The organism is Pseudomonas sp. MM213 (genome assembly GCF_020423045.1).
In the GTDB taxonomy this organism is placed as follows: domain Bacteria; phylum Pseudomonadota; class Gammaproteobacteria; order Pseudomonadales; family Pseudomonadaceae; genus Aquipseudomonas; species Aquipseudomonas migulae.
Genome location: NZ_CP081943.1, coordinates 1,741,036 through 1,762,984, shown reverse-complemented (window position 1 = coordinate 1,762,984; position 21,949 = coordinate 1,741,036). Strand labels below are relative to the sequence as shown.

Here is a 21,949-nt window from a genome sequence, read left to right as displayed (position 1 = left end):
CAATCCAGTGCCAAAAAGTGATCTTGGTGAGAGGGCCGCTCCCCGTCAACGTTTACCGGAAAATTATTTATCTTCAACGTTAAAGTCTGCCCTTAACCCGTCCGATTAGATTTTGAGAACATAAATAATGACGGTGTTTTGTGGGCAAATATGACGGGCAGTCAGAAGTATTCCTTGCGACTCGCGATCTCACGTGCTGGCGAGAGCGTGAATACAACGACAAATATCCATGCCAAGTATCAAGCTTTCAGGGAGTTAACAGTGTTGATATCAATTTAGATACCGTATCGATTAGGTTTGCTAGTCCCGTAGCTGAAGAGGTTGCGCGCTGCCTTTACGATGCTGTCCTGATTACGGTGGGAAATCTGGCCGGATTTGTACCAACGCCTGCCGCACGGGACAGTATGTTTGAGCGCAAATATCACAAAAGAGTATCCGGAGATTGGAGTTACACCGCTGACGGGAAATTCAGTTGTCACGGATCCGAAAGTGCGGTCTATTTTGTCGAGCTCCCAACAGATACCAATGATACAACTGAGCAAGTGGGCGTCTACACAGTTGAGGACGGTGGAGCAGAGCTTGTATTCGAGTTCATGTGCTATTCGTTCAGCATGCTTGACGCGGTTTGGCTAGCTAACAGTTTGATGGAAGCCGCAGGAGGTGAGCCTTTGGATGTTCTGGAAACTACTAGCGTGAGCAGCTCGAGCTGCGTGCCGCTGGCGGTACTAAAATTCATGGGCTTGTTTGAACGTTAGGATAACCCCGGCAATCCTAGTTGAGGCTATGACCGTTATCGCCCCTCCGGGCTATCAGCCCGGCTTACAGTCAAGTTCATGCTAAATGAAAATCGGGAAGGAGAACCTGGGCAAACCAGGCCGGTAAGCTTACCTCCAGCCTTTGGAGGTTAGATGGCGGGCTCACCACGATACCGAGGTTGAGCAGCCGGTTGAGCTGGTCGCTTGCTGCTTCACGTGGAAGACCGGTAAAGGTTACGAATTCGGTGCGAGGTAGTGAGCCTTGGATTAACAGCGCTAGGAGCGCCGGCATCGTTTCTGGGCTGACGCTTGCTTCCGTCAATCGCGAGTTTGTTCTGTACGCATGGGCAACGGACTCACGAAGCTGGTGACGACTCAGAGCGGTAGTCATGTAGTCCACTTCTTCATGGCAGACATCAAGCATGAACTCAATGAAGGTGAGAGAGGCTCTGTCTGTTCGCTGGAATCCACTAGCAAGTTGTCTCTCTTGCGTGTCACCAGTTATGCCCAGCGCAGCGTGATACTCCTCCTGTCTACGAGCTATACCGCGAGATAACGACCACAGCTGCGGATGTAATCCGATCTGAGCGAAATGCGTATGAACGATCAGCCTCGCCACGGCCCCATTACCGTCAGATAGCGGTTGAGTTTGTACAAGGTGATAGTGGTGGGCTAGCGCCGCAATGAGACGTCGACGAAGCTCGGTGATTTCCCCCAACGTGGACTGCATGCTAGCCAAGTTGGTTGCGTCTTCCAGCACCTCCAGGTCAGTGTTGTGCCCGTCGATGATCCTCGAGTACTCAGCGTCAGAGACCTTCAGCTGTCTGCTCAAGCATGCTGCAGTTTCAGGTGCGAGCAGGCCGGCAAGGAAAGCTGTTTTCGTTACAAGCACGTCTGCTTTCGACAGTATCGACGGAGGAATCGAATCGGGCAGGGGCGGAATAAGCCATTGATCAGCGGTCATCTGAGATATCTATAAAAGGATATTGTTTCATTCATCATCCGCCATCATCGATGAGTTTGGGTCGATATTCGATTTGGGCCGGCTGCGGGCCACGTAAACTGGGCCGCTCACGAAATTCCGGTGGTTGCTTCGGCCAGGAAACGCTCAGCAAATTCCGGTTGGCGTACACAGGAATCCGGTGCCCTAGCCCGATTGCACACCGAACGGAGCCAGTGCTGCTGATGGCGTGTGGGAGATAAAACCCCCGATATTCGATTCTGGCCGGCTGCGGGCCACGTAAACCGGGCCGCTCACAAAATTCCGGTGGTTGCTTCGGCCAGGAAACGCTCAGCAAATTCCGGTCGGCGTACACAGAATTCCGGTGCCCTAGGCCGATTGCACACCGAACGGAGCCAGTGCTGCTGCTGATGGAGGGTGGGAGATAAACCCCCGATATTCGATTCTGGCCGGCTGCGGGCCACGTAAACCGGGCCGCTCACCAAACTCCGGTGATTGCTTCGGCCAGGAAACGCTCAGCAAATTCCGGTCGGCGTACACAGAATTCCGGTGCCCTAGGCCGATTGCACACCGAACGGAGCCAGTGCTGCTGCTGATGGAGGGTGGGAGATAACCCCCCGATATTCGATTTTGGGCAGCTGGAGGCCACATAAACCGGGCCGCTCACCAAATTCCGGTGCCCTGTCTCGGTATATATTGGTTCGTTGCACGTCGAACGGGCCAGGGATGCTGATGATGGACTGTGGGAGATAAAACCCCCGATATTCGTTTCCGGTCGGCTGCAGGCCATGTAAATCGGGCCGTTCACCAAGCTCCGGTGATTGCTTTGGCCAGGAAGCGCTGACCAAGTTCCGGTCTGCGTACATAGGATTCCGGTGCCCTATGTCAATGCCCGCCGAAAGGTTAGGATGATTTCGCTACCTATCGATACCTCGTCATCTCGGGTCTGATTTACCTAAGCGTCGGGCGATTGGAGATGTCGCTGATTCGGGCCACTTGGCCCGGCTTGGTTGTAGGTTTTTCAGATGGAGGTGAAAGTGCTGTCATCGATCAAGGAATACCAACCAGGGCCCCAAATCCCACCAAGCATTTGGATGACCCTCGGGCTGCCGTCACGCGGTACCAGGCTTCATGACCTAGTTCACGAAGGACTGCCTTTCGAATACCTCGAGCGGATAGCGAACCTCTTGCAGATACAGCCGGGGGTTATCTCCACGGCTATTTGCATGTCACCCACAACAGTGGCCCGTCGGGAGAAAGCAGGGCGGTTCAACACCTTCGAAAGCGACCGCCTCGTTGCATTGGTAGTAGTCTTTGAGGAAGCCCTTTCCCTGTTCGAAAACGATGTTTCCGCTGCAACGGAGTGGATGAGCTCGCCGGTTCGTGGGCTAGGTTCGAAGTGTCCGCTGGATATGCTTGGGATGAGGGTGGAAAGCGAGACTGTCCTCGATCTTATCGGTCGATTGGAGAGAGGAGTTCTTGTGTGAGACTCGTCAGGCCAGCTTAACGCATCTCTCTATGTGCCGCGAGGTGCTGCATCTCGGCTGTCCATAGTCGCAAAAAGCGGCGCCAATCTCTCGCGTAACAGCCTTGCCGTAATCGAGTAGACCCGGTGCTCGCTTCTTCGAAACGCGTCTTCCACGGTTCTGGTATGTGCTCGTCAAGCACGACGACGAAGTGGGATCCGCTGACTCCCTCGATCTCGGTTTCTGGAACACATTCTCGTAGCTCATCAACCGACATGGCTACTGCATCGCCTATAGGGTCATCTCGATCTTGGTGCTCAATTTCATCAAGAATCTCAAGGCACTGAATCGCTCGATCAGATCCAGGCTGCAGCCTTTCTAAATCCCACAGAGCGTAGCGCCGTTTGCGTTCGCGTTGCCAGAGACGGTTCGCGTCAATCATTTTTATTCACCGCTATTCCAGGCCTCAGTGAGTTCGTCTATTCGATCCGCAATTTGAGGCTTCTTTGATAGGACTAGACAGCGCGTGTTGCCGACAAATTCTTCTATCAGATACACAGCGTCGCCTACATCGAGCTCTAGTTCCGGCAGTGCTTCATCCGGAATCCGGATTGCACCGTCACCATCCCAATCTTCGATCATCACTTTCATAGGTAGCTTTTTCACGTGTGGTCTCCATTGTTTCTGAGTCGACAATCCTTGCGTGCGATTGACGGAGAGATGGCCCCGATTTACGCCATCCCGCTCAGAGCCGATAGGGATGAAGCTTATTGGCTATGTAGCTGGTCAATCACTGCCAAGTAGCGCTGGAATGGCTCCGCAAGACGTTTGGGCAAGGTGCGGTGCCAAGTTCCACGTCGATACTCATACCAGACGTCTTCTTCAGGACGATGGTTAATGATACCGAGCCGATTCTTGTACCCCACCAAGGCATTGCCCTTGCCAGCCAGTAATGCGGCGATGGCAATGTGCATGAGGTGGCTCGGCACGTCCTGCGGTGTCCTGGGGCGATCCAAGGTGATCGTCAGGCAGCGCTGCTCGTGGAACTCACGCCAATCCGGCCCCGCGATGTCGCCGAGGTTGGCAACTTGCTTGGCTGCTGACTCGCTTTTGCCGTTGACGACTCCCAGTAGAACCGTAGGGCTCAGAAGCCCGAGTGCCGAACTGACCTTGGCCAGGGTCGCTTTCACCCGCTCCAGGTGCTCATCAGCGGCAAATACAATGAACTGGTGCCGGAAGTCTTCCCCCTCGATTAGCGTAGAGGGCAACTGAACATAAAGTGGATATAGCAGGTCATTCAAGTAGATGAACGTCTTGCGCCGGCCCTCATCATCGCTGGACTTCGTTGCTGTCAGCGCCTGCCGGGCCCACTGCGGTGTCAGCTGATCCAGACTCATGTCGGTGATGTCGATGGATATGAGTGGAAAGCCCATTGAGCGACCAGCCAGAGCCTTTCGCCCATCAAATGCGTGGCCAAGCTCAATTTCGATACCCGCCAGCACCATCGGATGCCGAAGAATGGGCTTGCCGAGCACCGCCACATCAAGGCGATAGGAGTTGCCAAACGGTGTCTTGATGCTCTGTTCTTGGGTAACGCCATTAGCCCCGAGCAGGAGATTGCCGGCCAGATGATACTGGCTGATCGTTTCATCCCTGTAGTACCAGGGCATGGCCAGCCCTGCGTCGAGTCGGCGCTGGAGCTCATCGGCTATTAGCTGCTTGGCTCGCCTGTGCTCCTCGCTTTCGCCAATATGACGTTGTCGAGCTTTTTCCTGACTGTCGAAATAGTCTGCGGCTCGAACGCCGCGTTTGCCGGTGTATGTTCTGAAATAACTGCGTGTTTTCAGCTTTCCATCATCATTGAAACAAGGGCTTACCCAGCTTACGAGGCGGTGGGGTTTGTCCGTAGTGACCAAGGGCCACATCTTTCGATAATGCTCCCGGCTTTTAATTTCGTACGCCGTAATCGGAGTTTGGAAGAGGCCTTTCCGTGAAAAGACCACCAGCGCGTCATCCATAGCAATGCAATCCGAAGAGGTATAGCCAGGGAGAATAGCGCTTCGCTATCAGCCCTGAAACGCTTGAGTTCGGAGAATGTGAAAGTGGTGGGCAGCGCCGCAACGGTACGCTGATGAAGCTCTGCTAGCTTCTTCGGGTTTGCATGTTTTTCGCAAAATCTGGAGAGCGGAATGTGCTGCTCAGAACAGGCCGGCGCCGACTGTCAGCGGCGAAAAAAACATTGACGCCAGAAGTGAAGCCGCTCTGAGGTTTACCAGGGTAATACGTCGGCGCCGGCTGAGCGGCTGACAGATCTGATTCTGATCAAAGGGGGCGTGGCCACCTATATGTCCAGGTCTTCCGAAAACTGCGGGCTCAGCGGTCGCTTTGCAAACGACCGCGTGTGAGTGCACATCCCGGAATGTCCACCCCCGATGAGACCAAGTGATCACCGGAGATCTGTCTGCGGCTGCCCAGCCTGTTTGCAAGTGAGAAATTAATGGGCGTGCTCGATACGGTAGATGGTCGGTGAGGGAGGGGGATAAAGTTGGCTGGCGTGCCGGTTGATCCGAATTGGGAAATGCGACTAGAGAGGATGAACCAAGGCTTCACAACGAGGATAGATGAGCTGTGGCTTGCCTTCTGTAAATCAGGCTAGGTAACTCCGTGATACGTGGCTTTAATAAATAATTCGTTTTCACATTGCCATCCTACTAACTAGTCTGCGGTTTGTTTGATGATTCTATTATTAATTAAGCCGAGCAAAAAACTAAGCTAACAAGCAGGTCAGGTTTTGCTGGAGTGAGAAGGGTTCTCAACTAATGAATTTTTCTCAACCCATGTAACTTGTTTGTCGTAATTTTGACAGAAAAACACGTCATTTTTCAGACGTTCGGTTCGTCGTGACACGACCCGTCATCTCTTATGTGGAGGCGACTCGGTTCAAATTTGTAACAATTTACTTCACGTTAAATCTAGCAAACCCTCGTAACTCGCGGGCTGTGCATACGTACAGCTAAAAAATGGGATCCAACAGACGGCTTGCGCCAAGCTCTTCGTGCGGCGTCTGCTTGCGGTGTCCTGTTTTTTTGCCTATGTTGTAGCTGTGCCATAGATATGGCACTACATGTTGTGTTTTTTCTCAGTGGTCTGGAAGTGGATTTCGTGGGATGGGTACTAGGTAAGTGAAAGTGGCTATCGGCCATCTTTGAGTCGCGGCCAGTGAATGAGTCGGTGGGATGATGTGCGTTGGGGCTGCCAGTGTTGCAGGCTGTGTGGATGCTAAATGAGTGGATTGTGCTGACCCCAAACTCCAGTACGGAGCTTTCGACGGGAATTCACTCGGAGTGTTTTAAGCACAGTTGGTTACCGCATCCTCAAAACTATCTTGTTCACCCGAAATCCGCATTCAGCACATAAGCGTACTTAAAGCTTTGTCCAGAACTAGGCAAAGCAACAGGTTCATTCGTGCTCCGCCTTTTCTGAGGGGCAGTGGCTTTTAAACAAAAACGTTTTCCGTGTTTGGAAAGTCGTATCCAGCCGATCTTGGGTACTATTTTCCAGATAGCGCAAGGAGGTACGAGTGGTAGCTAAGTTTTCTTTTTCCAGGTTGGTAATGGCGATATGACCTTGGTGCGCTTGGCGGATACTAGGGTCACTACCATTCTGATTGATTGCCACATTAGAGCGGCGGCAGATAACCCGAACGATGACACCCCGAACGTTGGTAGGGCGCTGCGTGAGCGATTGATTTATGACAAGGATGGCCGCCCCTTCGTTGATGCATTTCTGCTGAGTCACCCTGATCAGGATCATTGCGGGGGGCTGCGCAAGCATTTCTGGCTGGGGCACCCCGATGACTACCCTGACGATGATCTTGATCGCTGGGAAAAGCGGATCATCATACGCGAGCTTTGGTCTTCCCCACTGGTCTTCAGGCGGCGGTCGAAGAACCACACCCTTTGCGATGATGCGAGTGCCTTCAATAAAGAGGCACGTCGGCGGGTGAAGCACTGGCGTGATCACCGCTGGGCGTCCAGCGGCAATCGCATCCAGATCATGGGCGAGGACGTGGATGACAAGACCGATGACCTGAGAGCGATCCTGGTCAAGGCAGGCGAATGGTTCAGCACCATCGACGGCTCTTCCTCTTCTCTGTTCAGAGCGCAGCTTCTGGCGCCGGCACCCCATGAGGATGACGCTGAGCTCGAAGAGGCGCTGACCAAGAACGAGTCCAGTGTTGTCATGAACATGGAGATCGCACCGTCAATCTTCACCAGCAAGCGTACCCGGTTCCTGGTAGGCGGGGACGCAGAGGTTTTGATCTGGGAGCGGATGTGGGATCGGTTTGAGGATGACCCGCAAACCCTCGCTTATGATCTGCTGCTTGCACCCCATCATTGCTCGTGGCACACGCTGTCGTGGGACAGTTGGTCTGGCAAGGGAGAGAACGCGAAGGTCTCCGAGGCTGCACGGAACGCCCTTGGCCAAGCTAAAGAGTCGGCCACAATTATCTCCAGCAGTAAAACAATCGTAGATGATGCCAACGACCCGCCCTGCATCCGCGCTAAGCGGGAGTACCAGGCGATCTTGAAAGATGTCGATGGCTGGTTTGCCTGCACGGAAGAAAATGGCTCCAAAGGGGTACTTGAGCTTGAGGCGACATCTGGCGGCAGCGTAGTCAAAGCGGTTGTAGCGGTCGCCGCAGCTGCGACCTCGGCTGCAGCAGCTGCTGCACCCCGTGCAGGTGCCGTCAAAAAATGACCAGCTTCTACGTGTTGGGTGAGGCTATGGGTGAGAAGCCCGAACCCATTCATGCGTGCACCAAAGCACTGGTGAAAGCATGCAAGGCGTACTCGGGTGTCGAGCTCCTGGGGCTTCGGCAGGAAAGCGAAGCCGGCGGGGTGACGGAGTACCTCGTGATCGAGGCCGGCGACGGGACTGTTAACGGTGGAAATCCAGGTGGAATCCATCGCGTGGAGACGCTAGCAATTGCAGTCAATCCACGGCTTCATATCCCGGTTACCGTGCATGCGCTGCGAATGGACTTCCCAGAGCGTTCACACCTACACGGGTCAGATCCGGGTACTCCCAGGATCCTTTGCCTTTACGACGTGGATTGGAGCGGAGTCGAGCGGATCTGGACGGCTGAACGTTTTCTGGAGCGGATGTTCTGGTGGTTGCGCGAATCATCAGAGCTGCGATTGCACCGGGAGGATCAGCCGTTGGAGCAAATGTTCTACGCCAGTCCCTTCCAGCTGATTCTTCCGGCTATGGATCCAGCGCAGCTGGCTCAGGGAGCTTGCAAGCTTCGAGTTGTGCTGACTGACACAGCCGAAAAAATCACGCTACGGGCTGTCATCGATTCTGATGCTTCGTCAGAAAAATCAGGCTACCGGTTGCTTAACATTATGGTTCCGCCTGTTGAACCAACGTCAGTGGTGATGTTTCCAGCCAACCTCGGGGAGTTGCATGATCAGTTGGTGGAGTGGGGTAGCGAACTGTCCCAGCAGCTTTCTGATTGTGTGTACGAGGCTGCTACCGGTGGTATTCAGAAATTTGAAAAGGGCGAAAGACAAGGGCTTTTGATTCTGGTCTGGGTGCCTAGGCTTCGCCATAGCGTCGTAGAGCGCACGGATGTGAAGGGGTACATGCTGGAGGTCAACTTGTTTGATCTGGCAGCCTCATTCGAAATGCTTGCACCGGCAACGGCAGAGGGAGTTTTTTTCCCAGCAGTGCAGATTGGAGGGTACACGGGACAGGCCTGGAAAGAGTTTGGCGTACGTCCTGTGGAGGTTCGCGGCTCCCTGAATGCGGCGTTCGCTAGAGATCTCTCTGCTGTTGACTCTACCACCGCGACATTCAATGGAGTGCTGGCTGGAACGGGTGCCCTTGGAGGCATGCTCGCGGATATCTGGACGCGATTGGCATGGGGGAGCTGGACATTCATCGACCCTGACTTGCTGCTACCGCATAACGTTGTAAGACACGTTGCTAATGACGAGTACGTAGGCTTTCGGAAAGCGGACGTGCTCCAGGACATGATGCAGCGAGTGTATCCGGGGGAACCAGCTCCAAAAGCTATCTCCAAAGGAATCTTGGCAGATGATGCTCGCATCCATGAGGCCATTGAACACGCGGATCTTTTGATTGACGCTACAACGACGTTGGCGGCGCCTCGGGATTTGGCGCTGCGTGATCAGGCTCCTCGGGTCGCGAGCGTATTTCTGACGCCATCTGGCATGGCCAACGTCATCATTCTCGAGGATTCGGAACGGCTACAACGAGTTGATGCGCTGGAGGGACAGTATTACCGAGCGATATTGAGTAATCCCTGGGGCGAAGATCATCTCGTTAACCATCTGGGGGATCGTTGGGTCGGTGGTGGTTGTCGTGATGTATCGTTCCGGATGTCCAATGAGAACATCCACATACATGCGGGTTTGATTTCGCGCAGGTTGCGGAAAATAGTAACCAGTTCAGAGCCTAAGATCCTGATATCCACACTGGATGATGAATCAGGCAGTGTGGAGTCTCGCGAGGAGCAAGTCCACCCAGTCACTTCCGTAAAGGTAGGGGAGTGGATGGTCAAATATGACAGCGGTTTGATTGAAAAGATCAGGTCGCAAAGGTTGTCCGAGCTTCCCAATGAGACCGGTGGATCGATTCTTGGGATTACTGACTTGAAGAGTAAAACGATCGTCCTGGTTGATACCTTGCCACCTCCACCAGACAGCGAGTCGGGCCCCACCCACTTCATCAGAGGTAAAGAGGGGCAGTTGGACGCACTGAAGAGGGTGCATCACCTAACTGCTGGGGTCGTTGACTATGTGGGTGACTGGCATTCGCACCCCAATGGTTGCTCCGTTAATCCAAGCACAGACGACGAAATATTATTTGCCACGTTAGTGAAAAGGATGCAAGTGGAGGGGCTTCCGGCAATGATGTTGATTGTTTCAGATGTCGACCTAGGTGTGTACGTGATCTAGCGTTCTGTTAAGTAGAGAATGTGGTCTGGCCGGTCTGCTCTCCAGTGGAGAGCAGCGGAAATTTATAAAATGATTTGAAGGTGCTCATGATTTAATGTGCGATGCATATTTCTGCCTGCAAGTGGATGGTTGTTTATACTTGGCTAGTATATGTTGAAATTTTGATTCTTTTAACTTTGGGGGTGGTATGCCTGTGATAAAAAGCCTTTCCGTGGGCAATGGCGATATGTTTTATATTGCGCACGCTGGTGATAGTTTCACCATGATCGATTGCAATCTTAAAACAGATAGTTCAGAGGAGCTCATTGCTGAGCTCAAGCGGGTGGCCCGAACGAAAGGAATGCGTAGGTTCATTTGCACTCATCCTGATGAGGATCACTTCCGAGGGATCGAGCTGCTGGATAAAGCACTTCCAATTAATAATTTCTACTGCGTTAAGAACACGGTGGAGAAAGATGATCTGACGGACTCGTGGCTGCATTACAAGTCTCTGCGAGACGGAGATAAAGTTTTCTATCTTGAGAAAGGCGTGAGGCGACGCTGGCTTAACGCTAGCGATGAATCACGTGGCAGCGCCGGCGTGCAGGTATTGTGGCCTAATGTGTCCAATCCAAATTTCATCGAAGCGATGCGAAAAAGTGAGGCTGGACATAGCCCGAATAACCTTTCTTGCGTACTTCGCTACGCAGTCAAAGATGGCGCAAGCTTCATGTGGCTTGGCGATCTTGAAACGGACTTCATGGAAAGTATCGCCGATGACATTGAGTTGGAGAAGACCACCGTGGTTTTCGCGTCTCATCATGGTCGAAAGACAGGGAAAATTCCAGATTCCTGGCTGAAAAAACTGGATCCTCAAATCATCGTTATTGGTGAAGCGCCTCGCCGTGACATGCATTATTACACCGGCTACCAAACGATTACCCAGAATACGGCTGGTCATATCACGTTGGATTGCAGTGATGGTAAGGTTCATGTGTATGTATCAGCGGAAGGGTACTCTCGGGACTTCTTGAGTGATGAGGGGGAAAACAAGTATCCGGGTTATATTGGCTCGTTTGAAGTAGAGACAGAATACACTCTCTGAGAGGTGAGTATGGACTTGAGTAAGATCTACGATCCGTACAAAATCAATGCCAGGATCAAGCCAGCTTTTTTGCTGTTTTTGCCTGTAGTTATATTTGTGATAGCTTTTTTTGAGCCGTCTCGTACGATGGAAGGTATTGCGTTAACTTTTCTGGTGTCGTTTGGAGTCATCGCCTTTGCGGCAAACCAAATGTCCAGCAGAGGCAATATCCTTCAGGAAAAACTTTACAAGAAGTGGGGTGGAGCACCTACCACTATTGTTTGCAGGCATTCTGATGACACGCTGGATCGACCGACCAAAAGCCGCTACATGCAACACTTGGCAGGTCTGATCAAGGGGTTTTCTGTGATCAGTGAAACAGATGAGAAAAATGATCCAAAAGCTGCGGATGAAATGTATCGGTCAGCGGCTAATTATGTAAGGGAGAGGACTCGGGATCAGAAAAAATACTCCATGATTTTCAATGAAAATATTGAGTATGGATTTAGCCGAAACCTTACTGCGTGCAAACCGTTTGGCATCGTACTGACATTAATTTGCCTTGTGCTCTGCTTACTGGGCTTATATCACGTGATAGGTGTTCCATTGGAAAGCCTAAGTCTTACGGATTTAACAAAACATCCGTACTTAGTGACCGCTACGGGTGTCGAACTGCTAATTTTTCTGGGTTGGATATTTTTAGTGAACCATGACTGGGTTCGAGTTCGCGGTCTTGCTTATGCCAAGCGCTTGTTTGAAAGCTGCGAGGAGGTCAGTTGAGCGCTGTTAGGCGCTGCATTCACCCCGGCCTTGAGCCGGGGTCGTATCTGAGAGCCACTCAGACCGCCGGATGAAAAGGCTGATACCCATTAGGGCTTTAGAGATGCCAGTACGAACTACATTGATGTTGTCTTCCGGGGTGGCGAGGGCGCCATTCACATTCCCTGACACATCACTACTCCTCAGTGCCCAACCTACTTAGTAAGCTCCTCCACTGCGGCTCGCAGGGCGTCTTGGTGAAGGCCAGCGACGTGCTTATCGTAGTGATGTCAATCCTTGGCGAGAGGCTGGGCTGGCATGAAGTTGTAGGCTGTCAATGTGTCACAACTGGAAGGGGCTGATGCGTCAATCGCTCACCAAAAGATTGACAGTCAACCGGTCTCAATGGGAAGTATGGGAAAGCCACTTTTCATGGATTATACCGTGTCAATGTATAGAACTGAATTGCGATGCGAAGCACTATTTGTCATGCCTGTCGTAATGGTCTAAGAAGGCAATGCCCGCGCGCAGTAAATTAGATACGTCTATGATGATGCGCCATGCTCTACGCATAATGGTGGTCATGTTTTCTCCTGGGTGTCATTGCTATATATGTGACGAAAATGGATAAAGAAATCTAGATTCTAGTTTCGTCCCCACAAAATTTCTGCTAGCTCATCTCTAACCTCTGATACCTCAATGGATGCTATTGAGTTGGGTGCTATATCCATAATGGTGTCGAAGTAACAAAATTCAGTTGCTTTTAAATCACTGTTATATAGCTCGATATGGTACTCATAGTCTGCGGAAAAACGTGAGCGCAAGGTGGGTATTTTTAGCTCACGGATTTTTTTATAGTTTTTTAGGGTTAGGTGAGCGTTAAACATACAGCTGTCAAATATTCTGTTTTTGTGTGCGCGCGTTACATCCAGCTGTCCTCGTGGACTGGGAATGCTGGAGAAATTAGTGAAAAGCACGTGAATGGAGTCCAATTTGTCAACGTTGATTTTGTTCATGTGGTTGTAGTAATTATGTGTGCTGTTGGGGGAGTATTGACAGGTTGCGTCTACGAGCAAAATTATTTCATCTGATTGGGCCAATGTCTCGTATAAATCTCTGTTCAAATCAAAGAGAACTAGATCGTATTTATTTTTTATGTCGTCAAAGGTCAGTTTTGAAGCTTTTTTTCGAGAAATTATTTCTTTGTCATCGATGCATGAGCTAAAACTCGGAGAGTTTCTACTTCGCTCATTTGCTTCCTCTAATCTTGCTATCTCTGCGGGGTACATAACAATGTCGTGCTGGTCGTAAAAGTCTACTTGAGAAGAAAGGCGCTTCGAGTTCTTTATAGTCTGGCGGTCTGTTTCGGTGTAAGATCGGAATACTTCATCGTTCGCGACTACTGCGACTTTTAAGCCGGTTTGTGCAAATGATGTCGCGACTGCCACGGTTATTGGAGACTTTCCAATACCTCCTTTATAAGCTGTGATACTGATGACTTTCGCGTAGGGCCAAGTAATATTGAATGTGCGCAGGAATTTCGAGAATATGACATCTGGAATCTGCACCTTGGACTCAGCGTTCTCATATCCCCGCCAAGATTTGGTGCATCTCCCTACCGCTGCAGCGGCTTTTTCCGCAGAAATGCCTTTCAATTTTCTCATTGCCTTTAGTTCTTCAGGTCGAATCTTTCGTGCCATTGCGTATGTCCTCGTTTGGTTCGCAAAATATACGGTAGTCGTGTTCCAGCCGAATAGAGGAAACAGTTTCCTCTTGACGGCTCTGCGCGCATGTGATTCTAGGCTTCTCGATTGGAAATGCTTTGACGAAGAAGCAAGAAGGAAGAGGCCAAAGGGCAGAGATTTTTGGAGCAATGAAATACGGGGCGATGGTGTGCAGGCACGACGTTTAGCCTCAGAGGCGATGGTGTCAGGTCGATTATCTGATGTATTTCGATACGATGCGGCCCACAGTTTGGTCACTATGGGAATACTGGTATCAAAGTAGCGAAACGATAGTTATTGATGAGTCTGTTGATCGCATGCCGGTCAGGGCATATGACGCCGATAAGGCCTTATCCATCCCGTTACACGTTCGATTTCGGTTAGATTGCCGAAGGGGGGCCGGTTAATTCTTTTCCTAGTACGCAGCGGACAGGGCTCGCTGGATGTCGTGGACTGCACCGACCCAGTGCCGACCATTTTCGTATGAGGTGAAACCCATGCGTTCTCCAAACGCAGCCGCGTTTTTGTTTGCGCATTCTATGGCTAGAAATTTGTAGCCAAATTCAGGTGTCAGCTTCACCAGCATTTCTAAAAGCTCCCGACCGTGCCCCGCACGCTGCTCCTTGAACATCAAGCGGGCAAGGATTAGGCATTCCCTTGGGCAGAAATCATCAGGTCGCAGAAAGAGACGGAAGTAGAGATCATATTTGCTTGTGTAAGTGGAGACGGTGGGGCCTGTTCGCCATATTTTCTGCTTCACGTAACGTGGGTTGTAAGAGAAACGCTCCGTAAGGAACTCCGCAAGGTGGGGTATCAGCACCTCACCACTTTGGTAGGAATAGAGATTCCAATCTTCATCGTTGGCGTCGATTGAGGGCGTTTTGAGCAGCTCCATCGCTTGGCTCCGAGGTATTGAGTTAGACAAAGCGTAGGCGAATTGCACGACAGCGAATCTAATATCCATTCGAGAGAGTGTTCGAAGCCAAATTATTGTGTTGAGTGAATGCAGCCCATTGCTTAGCTGTGCTGAGCTAGAAGCTCTAGAGCAATAAAATCGCTTTTTCGGGCACTTGGGCCCGGCTAAAGCAGGCAGTCAGGTGGGCATCTCGTTCATGATGTAAGCAACATTTCTAGCATCGTCTATCCCTCGGTGATAGGCAGGGGAATCATCACGGACGATGACGTTAGTGACCTGTACCTTGACCTGGTCAACCAGTGGGTTACCTCAACAAATTTGGAGCTGTCAGAGAGCATCATTGAATTGCTGGGCCTGTCTCCAGTAGCTCCCGACGAAGAGCCAGAGTAGGTAGGCGTCGGTGTAGGCTCTGGTTCAGAGCGTGACGTTGAGCCAGGTGCTCACGCCTGGTTACCAGCCAGCTAGAGAGCACCTATCGCAATGCGTTTTCGATAACAAGCAGCCCATCCCCAATCATGAACATACCCTGTAGCCCGCCGCCATCGCTCTCGCGAACCCGCTGGTAGTAAGCGGATTCGATTCCCTGCAGATGATGGTCGCACCATAGATGATCGTCCTAGAGAGATTCGTGCCTTGACGCATCCAGTTGGTCATCAACAGAATGGCCGATTGCCACCTGGCTGTTGAATAGGAATGAGTCGTTTGCCATCATCAATCGTCACCCCGCCTATGTCTGAGCTCGACTCAGACCACGTCACATCCGAAGCTCTCTACCCGGATCCGGCCCGAGTCCCCCCATACGTTACTGCTGTAGAAGCCTCTTCCTTCGAAGGTAAACCGTTGGGCCAGGTCGAGGTTGAGATCGTGCCTATGACTGCCGACCATGTTGCCTGGTGGCATGACACGATGCAGCCCATTATCAAAGCGAGTTTTCGCACCGCTGTTGACCGAGCTGCAGATCCTGCAAAAAAGATCCGTGCTGACGTGAACTGGAACTGGAAGACTAATTTCTGGTTGCTGGACGTGCACAACCGTGGGCATTTCAGTACGCGTAATGCGCACCGAGCGTTTGGTCTCACGATGGTTGCACGTAACGCGCTTGGCGAACGCGTGCCCGTTGGCATGATGACCCTGGTGCCACGCTACCTGTGCAATTCAGACCAGTTTGGTTCCAAGACCTATACTTGGTTCATTTCCTCGGCGCCTGAGGGCTTTTACAAGGAGTACTTCGGGGAACTGAAGCTAGAAGGGGTGGGTAAGGTGCTTTTTGACTCGGCCATCATTGCCTCATACCGGGCTGGCTTAGATGGTTCGCTGCTCCTGCATGCTGCGCCGGGAGGTGGTAAGGGTTTGACAAGGCTTTACGAGAAATTGGGATTTAAGTCGATCGGCTTCAAGCTCTTGCCAATTACCCTGTATCGCTGGCTAAACAGAAAGGGGTACATGCTGCTCGAAGCTGAGGGGGCAGCGAAGATCATCAAGGACAACGACTTGTATCGTCGCAAGGGCTACGTTGCTGACTGAGTGCATGGGCGATACAGAAACCCAGTATCAAATGTGCGGGGGCATTTGATTGATGCCAGATCCCTTTACGTCGGCCAGACCGCACATGCTAGGCTGAAGGAACACGGGAGAAGAATTAATGAACAGCGATGACGGTAGCATGACCCTTTTTGCCAAGGCCGTGAGCATGGCACTGGGGCGGAAATTTGACACTGACAGTGACCTGGGTCTGGAGGAGCTCCGTGTGTTGGCGCGTGAGCTGGCGGCTAATCCTGATGCGCCTGAGACCGAGCGCGTGTTGGAGGCCATGGAAGACCTCGGAGGCGGACATGAACCTGCGCTCAAGGTTACGAAGGGCGTGGCTCCCCTTGTCATTCAGCTGGATATTCCTGAGGCGCAACGGGTTCTGAAGAAAGGCCGGTCTTACGTCAGCAACAAGAAGCCTGATTTGTATCTTGGGATGTAGGTTTTCACCCTCGCTATTCACCACCCTGCCTGTCACGATCTGGGTCAATAATCATAGGAGGGCGCTAGTTTGCCGTGCCCTACCGGGCCGGCTGTCGTGAACCAAGCTGTCACCGCCAATGTAAAACTGACCCCCTTCCGGGCTCTGGAAAAAACCGGAGTGCTCGAATTGGCCAAAGATCTGGCCAGGGTGACGGTAGAGTCCTTGGATGGAGACGCCTTGTCAGTGCTCGCGCCCACCCCCAAGGGCATGAAGCCCGGATCGGTCAAGCCCTTAGAGGTTACATTGCAAATGGGCGTAACCTTTGAGCAGGCAAGGGCATTGATCAAGGTCAAGGTGTTGGTGGGTACCTAACGCACGCTTGATCGAGGCAGCACTCGCTCCATGACTGACTGCGGTCGCCATACATTGCGCGGGTGGCTCATGTGAGATTCGATAGGCGATATGTTCGGCTGCGGCTAAAGCTACTTTGGTTATCGCTCTTTCGGGCCGAAGGCCCGGCGTAGTCAGCCAAGCATCTCCTTAACGATGGACGCCACATTTCTAGCATCGTCTATCCCTCGGTGATAGGTACCAAGCCAAACTAAGCCCAACAACTCTACCGTTTGCTTAAGTGATTCGGTCGATTGTCACACAAGCCTGCATGCCATTTCCTGGCATTGAAATGTGGCAGACCCACGAGCAGGGAAGGGCTCGCAGCGAATCCAACATCACGCTCTAGCTGCCACGCATCATAATCACCTCATGAAGCCCAGGCAGCGTCGGGTAGCGCGTAAAATAAACGATCCTAGCTCCTGGCCAACCTCTTTATAAGTTCCTGCACTATCCACATCTACTTGCTGGATGGATGGATATGAAATTTTTACAGAATTCTGTGAGTTCGGGATTGATTTGAGACCGGAGGAAGCGCTACATGCATCCGCGGTCTCAAGTGTTTCCAAATCGATTATCACGTAATTTTGCGGAAATCATTATGGACATTCGATCATATTACGCCCTGGATATGAGTCTATGAACTCCGCGACCGTCTGTTCAGGTTCGATAAACTCCTGGTAGGCCCATCCTTGATAATGAACCATGACTCGAGCCATATCGATATAATGTTTATAGGTTGTGCTTATATCGTCATGTCCCATTTGATCCATTATTGCTTGCGCGCACGCAGCATATAAGAAATCGGAAGACTTAGTTAGAATATCTCCTTTGTGGTAATTGATAAGAAATTTCGTCGGCCACCATTTGCGCGTAGAGTAAAAAACTGAAGTGTCACGAAAGTCAGGGAAAACTACCTTTGATTTTTTCTTTGCGTAATTTGTCCGTTGAGAAATCATTTTCTCAGTAATGGGCACGCCTTTTTCATTGAGAAACAAGATCGATAAGGGACAAGGGTGCCCATAAAGTTCGGCATATTTTTTTGCCCTTATTTTGTATAGTTTACTGGTGTAAGAATCTTGAAGGTCGCGCAGGTCTTTTACGTTGATCTTAATCTTACGAGTTTTATTTCCTTTTCCGACAAGAGTGTAATCAACAGTTCCTAAAACGTTATTCATATCAGAAAATGGCGCAATATGCTGATTTACTCCCGCCCCGTAGAGAGGGAACTTACAGATTTCCATTGGACGCATAGCTGTGCCTAGTGCAAATTTCAATATTGCTGAATATACAGGGTCATGATAATTATTAATCAGTGCGTGAATTTCTTCTTTGGAAATCAGCGTGACAATATTTTTCTGTCGACTTTCCTTGTCTAAAACTCTAATCCCTTTGTTTGAAAGGGTTTTTTTAGCCTTTCTTTCAATGTAATTTAGAAGTCTCTCCTTTTTAAAGTTGATAATTGATTGGAATACATTTATTTTTACGTCAGATGGATAGCCGTGTTCTTCGAGCCAGCTGAATAGTTGGAGTAGAATGCGCGCATCTTCAACAATAGTTTTTGTAGATGGGCTCGCGCTTTGATCTCGTAGGCGCTTCTCCAGTCTTGAAACTTGCCATCGAATAATATCCTTGTTTGAAACATGCGCATGGTATTCAGCGACATTAAATTCACTAAATCTTATCTGTGTTGACAAGAATTTATAAAATGATGAAATTATCTGGGAGTAGCGGTCAGACGTTTTTAGCGAAGACCTTGTAGTACTGTACAGATAAAGATTCGGGTGGCTCAGTATAGTCGTTTTTTTATCATTGTAAGCAGTTAAAACGTAGTGTGACACTCTCATTCCGGTTTCATCGTCAAGGTAGGAGATGGGCTGTCTGTTTATCTTTATCATGACTAATCTCCCTGCGAAATTTGACTAAACGAGATGGCGTTTATTCCTATCGACCTACATCGTTTTAGGGATGTGTCCTGAAGACCGAAATCATCTGCATTTCTTAGTTCAAAATGAGGAACATTTCTTACAAAAAAAGTTCGTTGTATTTTAACAATACTTTCTACATCGCAGACAGGAATGATAACTTGGACGCGTGCGCGAACATCCATTTGTGCTAGATAGCTTTTAAGTAAATATTGATCAAAAATCGGAAACCTAACTAAAATAGCGGCACTGCTATCGTACGGGTTGAATTGATCCGCAAATTTCTCAAAGCGTGATATGAATCTGTCAATATATAAAACTACTGACGAAGTGTTGTGGCCGACTATTGTATTGATTTTGTTTATTGTCTTCTCGGCGCATTTATTCTTTAATTGAATAAAAGTTGATTCGTCTTCGATGGTGTTTTTCTTGATAAGTAATTCGAATTCGTCAATTACAATTAAGTCGCTTGCCATCGGTTGAGCTCTAGAGCCATTTGATTTAATATTATTTAATTCGGCTTCAGCGGTAAGCGCACGTGACTGTTCTTGGAGTAATGCCATTTTTAGCGTGCTAAGATCTTGTCTGAGCTTTTCGTTGTGGCTAATTTGTTGTGCGTGTCGTTTTCGTACATTGTCGGCATCGTGCAGAGCCAAGTCGCTTTTCATGAGAGAAGTTATGCAGTTGTTTTTGAACTCCTGCAACTCTTTTTTATGTGCATCTTCCACTTTAGAAAGTGAGCTTTGAAGTTCGTTAATTTTTTTCTGGGCATTCAACAGATGGGTAGATCCCATTCCGTCTGTTTGATTTTGAAATAACGTGGAGATAGGTTTCTCACCTAGCACGTATGGTTTGAGTTCACTATGGTATCGATGGAATGCCTGCCTGGTTATGCCCGCCATCTCCGCGATAACGCCTATTCTTAGTTTGGCATTTCCTGTTTCGATTTGTTGTTCTGTTATAATCCTGATCAAAGCTTCACGTGTTGTTTCAGTACGCATTATGATCTCGCCAAATCCGATTCAGATGTAATTGTGATATTTGAACGCCCTAAATTATCTAGGTGAATTAGGCATGCTCTTAATTGTTTGCTTAGTTTTTGAAAAGAAACCTTATTCTCTTGACCCGTCATATGATCGAGCAGTGAAGTGTAAAACTTTACATCCTCCTGTAGTGATTCGCGGGCTTTTTCTGTAACAACGGCATGCTTACAGTATGTTTTACAGTTCTGAGGGTCTGGGAGAGGGGTCTCATCCGGCAAAAGAACTTTCCCTTCTAAGCATGGAGGAAGATATGTTTGGCTGTATTTCTCATCAGATAGGCAAAATACACCCAGTGCAGTACGTTTAATAAATATAGGTTCACCAGATTCAAGCAAATGCTTGATGTAGTGAAATACTGTCACTTTAAATTGTCTTCCATTGAAGTGTTCAGGTTTGGCATTTATAGCATTGGCGATCCTGGTAGCGGTCTCACCCGAATGTTGTCCGTTTTTAACAGCATCCAGCACATCGACAAAATCATCACTGTAATTTTGCTCAATTGCTAAAGCTACACTTTGGATAATGTAAGGGTTTCTCGCGATATAGCGGAGGGTCATTGTGTAGCTTTTGTGCCCAAAAAGATGTCTAAGAATATCGATGTTGGCTTCACCGCGATTGATAATGATATCTGCGATTGTCTTTCGAAAACGATGCACGTGTATGCTGTCTAGGCCTGTTTCATTTTTCAGATGAGTCAAGATAGGCAGAAGCACTCGGTGGTTCGAGTCAGTTCGAGAAGAACGCATGGATCGAAATAATAAGTCCGAATTTGGTTTGTAAAGATTTTTCAAATCTTTTAGTAGAATTAAATTCTCGCCAATAAAAGATGGTAAAGGAATTTCTTGTTTTTGACCTTTGTAGTTGGGGTCGTTTGTCACCTTGAATCTCGTTAAAGAAACCCACCACTCTCCGCGAGCATAGTAAAAGTCTGAAAAGCACAGTCCGCATAACTCCCTTGACCGTGCTCCAGTACAAAGCGCGATCAAAATAAACAATGCACTTCTGACCTTGTCGATCGTTTTAATATACGGCATGGCAAAATTATAAATATATCGGGTGGTGTTATTTTGTGCAATTGTATATTGGCGCATTTGAGGTTTAAATATTTCAATGTTGTCAACAATGACCGTAGTGGATTCCTCCAGGCTCAAGTCACGGTCAGGGACTTGAACTTTAAATCCATAAAACTTTTCGATTTTGTTTTGTTTTATGAAGTCTTTAAGTTTTGTCAGTTCTGGCAATGCCTTTTCAATCCAAAACATCGCGTATTCAATGAGGCGCTCCAACTCATCTTCATCATAAGATTCCCAGCTACCGAGGGAGTTTTTCAAATGTTCGAAGACGTCGCGCTCGCGTTCTTTTGTGTCAACTTTATTAGCAGGGATGTCTAGACAAAAAGGCTCTGGAATAAAACCATCTCTCCCCAGGTTTAGCCAAAAACGGATTAAATAATAGAGATTGCTGTAGTGCGAAACCTTGCCTGAGTCTCTAGCCGTATCAAGCGCCATGTTCAGCATCGGTACTGTGATCAAACTTATACTGCTTGGTGTTGCATCTAGGTGATTAGGTGTAAAGCAGTAGTCGTCCAACAGCTTGAACGTTGATGTTTTGTGCTCGGCTGTAATGTAGCTTCTACATCCCCCGTATGGAGAGAAGTCCGGAATTAAATGATAGCCTAGCATCCGTTTAAGATCATTTTCTCCCGGCAGTAATCTATTAAACGAAATGCTTAGTTTTTTATAGTTATTAGGTTGACCGAGAACCCACTGATCATCACCGTAATTTGAATGCTTGCTAACTGGGAAGTCAAGATTTGGGAAGAGCTTTAGTTTGCCTTTTAGTCCTTCTGTTTTTTGCTTTGATTTTGGATTGTGTATTGATCCTGAGCTGTTAAGCAGTTCGTCAAGTATTTCATCTGCATACTCTTCAAAGTCGTAATCAAATTCCGATATAAGATCATTATCATTGATATCATTCGCGGATTGGCGAGCGTCGTTGAGACTTGTCATC

At 49.3% G+C, this 21,949-nt stretch carries 17 protein-coding genes; 9 read left to right on the top strand and 8 right to left on the bottom strand.

Features of this window, described 5'->3' with window-relative positions; translation table 11 throughout:
- The first annotated feature begins 140 nt into the window (after nt 1-140).
- Complete coding sequence (locus K5R88_RS07895; protein ID WP_226299624.1) at nt 141-755, top strand: hypothetical protein; 615 nt, start codon at nt 141-143, stop codon at nt 753-755.
- A 76-nt stretch (nt 756-831) separates the two neighbouring features.
- On the opposite strand, the gene K5R88_RS07890 is transcribed toward K5R88_RS07895, so the two are convergent.
- Nucleotides 832-1,719 carry a Fic family protein gene (locus K5R88_RS07890; protein WP_226299623.1) on the bottom strand — a complete coding sequence of 296 codons (888 nt, stop codon included), beginning with the start codon at nt 1,717-1,719 and terminating at the stop codon, nt 832-834.
- Between the two features lie 1,022 nt (nt 1,720-2,741).
- Here K5R88_RS07890 and K5R88_RS07885 point away from each other — a divergent pair.
- Nucleotides 2,742-3,203, top strand: coding sequence for an antitoxin Xre-like helix-turn-helix domain-containing protein (locus K5R88_RS07885; RefSeq protein WP_226299622.1), 462 nt, complete (start codon nt 2,742-2,744; stop codon nt 3,201-3,203).
- Nucleotides 3,204-3,626: 423 nt separating this feature from the next.
- Here the strand turns inward: K5R88_RS07885 and K5R88_RS07880 are convergent, their stop codons facing one another.
- Nucleotides 3,627-3,848 (bottom strand): AbrB/MazE/SpoVT family DNA-binding domain-containing protein, encoded by a 222-nt coding sequence (locus K5R88_RS07880; RefSeq protein ID WP_226299621.1) that lies wholly within the window; start codon nt 3,846-3,848, stop codon nt 3,627-3,629.
- Nucleotides 3,849-3,949: 101 nt separating this feature from the next.
- On the bottom strand, nt 3,950-5,200 hold the full coding sequence (locus K5R88_RS07875; protein WP_226299620.1) for a hypothetical protein: 1,251 nt from the start codon (nt 5,198-5,200) through the stop codon (nt 3,950-3,952).
- A 1,603-nt stretch (nt 5,201-6,803) separates the two neighbouring features.
- Between K5R88_RS07875 and K5R88_RS07870 the strand changes: the two genes are divergently transcribed.
- From K5R88_RS07870 to K5R88_RS07855, 4 genes are all read left to right on the top strand, one after another.
- The gene (locus K5R88_RS07870; RefSeq protein WP_226299619.1) at nt 6,804-7,943 is read left to right on the top strand and encodes a metallohydrolase; all 1,140 of its coding nucleotides are present in this window, start codon (nt 6,804-6,806) and stop codon (nt 7,941-7,943) included.
- Entirely contained in the window at nt 7,940-10,168 is a 2,229-nt protein-coding gene (locus K5R88_RS07865; protein WP_226299618.1) for a Mov34/MPN/PAD-1 family protein, read from the top strand. Before K5R88_RS07870 ends, K5R88_RS07865 begins: the two co-directional genes overlap by 4 nt.
- 187 nt (nt 10,169-10,355) lie before the next feature.
- Nucleotides 10,356-11,252 carry a ComEC/Rec2 family competence protein gene (locus K5R88_RS07860; RefSeq protein ID WP_226299617.1) on the top strand — a complete coding sequence of 299 codons (897 nt, stop codon included), beginning with the start codon at nt 10,356-10,358 and terminating at the stop codon, nt 11,250-11,252.
- A 9-nt stretch (nt 11,253-11,261) separates the two neighbouring features.
- Complete coding sequence (locus K5R88_RS07855; protein ID WP_226299616.1) at nt 11,262-12,011, top strand: hypothetical protein; 750 nt, start codon at nt 11,262-11,264, stop codon at nt 12,009-12,011.
- Nucleotides 12,012-12,634: 623 nt separating this feature from the next.
- Here the strand turns inward: K5R88_RS07855 and K5R88_RS07850 are convergent.
- Together K5R88_RS07850 and K5R88_RS07845 are read right to left on the bottom strand one after the other, a co-directional pair.
- Nucleotides 12,635-13,690 carry an AAA family ATPase gene (locus K5R88_RS07850; RefSeq protein ID WP_226299615.1) on the bottom strand — a complete coding sequence of 352 codons (1,056 nt, stop codon included), beginning with the start codon at nt 13,688-13,690 and terminating at the stop codon, nt 12,635-12,637.
- A gap of 439 nt (nt 13,691-14,129) precedes the next feature.
- Nucleotides 14,130-14,609, bottom strand: a complete 480-nt coding sequence (locus K5R88_RS07845; RefSeq protein WP_226299614.1) for a hypothetical protein — start codon at nt 14,607-14,609, stop codon at nt 14,130-14,132.
- A 714-nt stretch (nt 14,610-15,323) separates the two neighbouring features.
- Here K5R88_RS07845 and K5R88_RS07840 point away from each other — a divergent pair.
- The 3 genes from K5R88_RS07840 to K5R88_RS07830 all read left to right on the top strand — a co-directional run bounded on the left by K5R88_RS07840 (nt 15,324) and on the right by K5R88_RS07830 (nt 16,953).
- Nucleotides 15,324-16,154, top strand: a complete 831-nt coding sequence (locus K5R88_RS07840) for a hypothetical protein (protein ID WP_226299613.1) — start codon at nt 15,324-15,326, stop codon at nt 16,152-16,154.
- Nucleotides 16,155-16,272: 118 nt separating this feature from the next.
- Complete coding sequence (locus K5R88_RS07835; protein ID WP_226299612.1) at nt 16,273-16,599, top strand: hypothetical protein; 327 nt, start codon at nt 16,273-16,275, stop codon at nt 16,597-16,599.
- A 96-nt stretch (nt 16,600-16,695) separates the two neighbouring features.
- Complete coding sequence (locus tag K5R88_RS07830) at nt 16,696-16,953, top strand: hypothetical protein (protein WP_226299611.1); 258 nt, start codon at nt 16,696-16,698, stop codon at nt 16,951-16,953.
- A gap of 617 nt (nt 16,954-17,570) precedes the next feature.
- Here K5R88_RS07830 and K5R88_RS07825 read toward each other — a convergent pair.
- Genes K5R88_RS07825 through K5R88_RS07815 form a run of 3 tightly spaced genes read right to left on the bottom strand, consistent with a single transcriptional unit; the run spans nt 17,571 to nt 21,948 of the window.
- The gene (locus K5R88_RS07825; protein ID WP_226299610.1) at nt 17,571-18,869 is read right to left on the bottom strand and encodes a site-specific integrase; all 1,299 of its coding nucleotides are present in this window, start codon (nt 18,867-18,869) and stop codon (nt 17,571-17,573) included.
- A 2-nt stretch (nt 18,870-18,871) separates the two neighbouring features.
- The gene (locus tag K5R88_RS07820; protein WP_226299609.1) at nt 18,872-19,897 is read right to left on the bottom strand and encodes a hypothetical protein; all 1,026 of its coding nucleotides are present in this window, start codon (nt 19,895-19,897) and stop codon (nt 18,872-18,874) included.
- A complete protein-coding gene (locus K5R88_RS07815; protein WP_226299608.1) occupies nt 19,897-21,948 on the bottom strand; it encodes a tyrosine-type recombinase/integrase in 2,052 nt (683 codons plus the stop codon). Before K5R88_RS07815 ends, K5R88_RS07820 begins: the two co-directional genes overlap by 1 nt.
- Nucleotide 21,949: the final 1 nt, after the last annotated feature.